This is a genomic window from Rhizobium sp. SEMIA 4085 (assembly GCF_013004495.1).
GTDB classification, from domain to species: Bacteria; Pseudomonadota; Alphaproteobacteria; order Rhizobiales; family Rhizobiaceae; genus Rhizobium; species Rhizobium gallicum.
Window position 1 is genome coordinate 1 of record NZ_JABEPH010000532.1, and the last position, 2,958, is coordinate 2,958.

The 2,958-nt window shown below is 58.2% G+C and carries 3 protein-coding genes; 1 reads left to right on the top strand and 2 read right to left on the bottom strand.

The annotated features are described in order from the left end of the window. A partial coding sequence (locus tag C9413_RS30460; protein WP_170251350.1) for an NAD(P)(+) transhydrogenase (Re/Si-specific) subunit beta occupies positions 1 to 1,151 on the top strand: 1,151 nt, incomplete at its 5' end. Positions 1,152 to 1,841: 690 nt separating this feature from the next. On the opposite strand, the gene C9413_RS30465 is transcribed toward C9413_RS30460, so the two are convergent. Both C9413_RS30465 and C9413_RS30470 read right to left on the bottom strand, forming a co-directional pair. Continuing rightward, entirely contained in the window at positions 1,842 to 2,162 is a 321-nt protein-coding gene (locus C9413_RS30465) for a 2Fe-2S iron-sulfur cluster-binding protein (RefSeq protein WP_040116319.1), read from the bottom strand. 30 nt (positions 2,163 to 2,192) lie between these two features. Beyond that, positions 2,193 to 2,958: FAD-dependent oxidoreductase (locus tag C9413_RS30470; RefSeq protein ID WP_170251351.1), on the bottom strand; the 766-nt coding region annotated here is incomplete at its 5' end.

Genomic DNA, 2,958 nt, shown 5'->3' on the forward strand with positions numbered 1-2,958 from the left:
CGCGGTGTGTCGTAATGACCTGTATGCCGCAGCTCGTGCCGGCCCTTCACACCTTCGACGGCCTCGCCGCGGTCTTTATCGGCCTTAACTCCGATATGACGGGGCATGAATTCGCGACGCATGCCGAACAGATCATCCACGAGGTGGAGATCTTCCTCGGAGTCTTCATCGGTGCCGTGACCTTCACCGGTTCGATCATCGCCTATGGCAAGCTTTCGGGCCGTATCGGCGGTAAAGCGCTGATCCTGCCCGGCCGCCATGCCTTCAACGGCGCGATGGTCGCAGCCTCCTTCGTCCTCTTGCTGCTCTACATGAGCGGTGCCGGCTCATGGACGCTTTATCTGATGACGTTGATTGCCTTCATCATCGGCGCGCATCTCGTCATGGCGATCGGCGGGGCCGACATGCCGGTCGTGGTTTCCATGCTCAACTCCTATTCGGGCTGGGCAGCGGCTGCGACCGGCTTCCTGCTCGGAAACGATCTTCTGATCGTCACCGGCGCCCTCGTCGGCTCCTCCGGAGCAATCCTCTCCTACATCATGTGCAAAGCCATGAACCGGCAGTTCCTGTCGGTGATCCTCGGCGGTTTCGGCAATGCCTCTGGCCCGGCGATGGCTGTCGAGGGCGAACAAGTTGCGATTGACGCCGAAGGCGCTGCCGCCGCCCTTAACGATGCCGATTCAGTCATCATCGTGCCCGGCTACGGGATGGCGGTCGCACAGGCGCAGAGTGCAGTCTCCGAGCTTACCCGGAAGCTGCGTGCAACCGGCAAGGACGTACGCTTCGCCATTCATCCGGTTGCTGGCCGCCTGCCCGGCCACATGAACGTGCTTCTGGCCGAGGCAAAGGTGCCCTACGACATCGTGTTGGAAATGGACGAAATCAACAACGATTTTCCGAATACGGATGTCGTCATCGTCATCGGTTCCAACGACATCGTCAATCCGGCCGCACAGGAAGATCCGAATTCGCCGATCGCCGGCATGCCGGTTCTGGAAGTGTGGAAAGCCAAGCAGGTGTTTGTTTCCAAGCGTGGCCAAGGCACCGGTTACTCGGGCATCGAGAACCCGTTGTTCTACAAGGAAAATACTCGAATGTATTACGGCGATGCAAAGGATTCGATCAACAAGCTGCTGCCGATAATCAACTGACCCGTTCTCGTTTTTCCTGGAGGGTGGGATGCTTTGCCCGCATGGCGGCTTCACTCCCCACGGGAGCGCAATGCGCGGATTGCCAGAACCCGATAGCGATCCAACTGCCGCATTGCAGAATCGTAAGGACGGCTCACCATTCATCATTCCGGTTGCGGCGACAGCTCAAGCAATTCGGCAGCAAAATGCCAACATTACCCTTTGAGGGGCTTCTGATTGCTTCAGCGGGAGGCGCGCAAATTGGAGAAGTCACGGACTTTGGGACCGCGGATAAGCCATTTCTCATTGCCTATGCTCGCGATCCAGAGGGAAATCTCCTCGAGCCTGAGCAGATCTAGAACCGACCACGATGCAGATCCGCAATTGTCGTAAACTGGCAATAATCCGACGGCGATGCGAACACGGAATTTTGGTCGGCGACGAACGCAAAAACTGCAGAGGTTATTTCACGGTGCCTGATTGGCGAGGGTTGGAGCCTATTGCGCCGTGTCGTCCGGTCGCAAATTGCGGGGAAAGGACGCCTTCCCATTACCATATCTCAGAGGCAGCACCCGTCGTCACAGCATGAATGTGAGAGCATAGGGTCAGTCACACCCAGCTGTCGCCGGGTCCGTTACCCGGGCGTTGTTCAACCGCCCGGGCTGTTGCGAGATTAGCGTGCGACATCCTCTGTCCGAAAGGGACCTCCCTCTAGTCTTCGGGTGCAATTCCGATGACGATACCACTGAGTGTCTCATCGAACGGTATCTGACAGGAAAGCCGGGAGTTCTCCTGGCGGTAATCGGATCCCTCGATCAGCTCTGTCTCATCTATAGAGGGAATCGGTAGACTTGCGCTCGCCGGAAGCTCCTCGACAAACACGTGGCAGGTTGCGCAGGACAGGCAGCCACCGCACATCGCCAAAAGTTCATCAAACCCACCGTTCCGGATATTCTCCATGAGCGAGGCGCCTACCCGTCCTTCGAAGCTATGGAGCTCTCCGTCCCGGGTTCGTACTGATATGGTAGCCATTTTTCCTCCACTTTTCTGCGCCTTGACGTCTCACGAGGTGACGAGGTCGATTTCCTTGAGTTGTCTCGATGTGTTCGCCAAAGCGGCGGGATCGATCCTCGCCGCGCTGTCGACAAGCTTTCGCCCCTGCACGTAATCGCGTGGTGAGTTGATGCAATCGAGGGCGAGAACTGCTCCGTTTTTCAGATAGATGACACTGAAGCTTCGGGAGACGGGATCACCTCTCGTGACAACGCTGTCGAAGCCGAAATTGAGGCCAACGGTCTGCATCTTCAGGTCGTACTGATTGGACCAGAACCACGGCATTGCGTCGTATGCCCTGAGCTCACCGCAGATAGCCTTGGCAGCGGTGGTCGCCTGATCGGTCGCATTCTGCACCGATTCAATGCGGATACCCGCACCGTTTTTGAGGCGGGCGCAGTCGCCGATGCAATAGATGTCGGGCAAGGACGTACGGCAAAACGGATCGACATCGATACCGTTTGCGCCCTCAGCTCCGGCGGCGATCAGAGGGCCGACCGACGGGATGATGCCGATTCCGACGACGACGATGTCGGCTGCAATCCTCCCCCCGGATGCAAGAATGACATTCGAGACGCGGCCGTTCACGCCCTCCAAAGAAGCAACATTGCTGTTGAGGCGGATGTCGACGCCGCGCGCCCGATGCTCGTTTTCGTAAAAGCGTGATATTGGCTCCCCTGCCACACGGGCCAGCACACGGTCAAGGGACTCGACCAGGGTCACGTCCTTGCCGATCTCCCGGAACACTGCCGCCGCTTCCAGGCCGACGTAACCG

What these genes read in the sequence shown, in the direction of transcription:
- C9413_RS30465 (WP_040116319.1), bottom strand. Translation starts at nt 2,162, where the DNA reads ATGGCTACCATATCAGTACGAACCCGGGACGGAGAGCTCCATAGCTTC.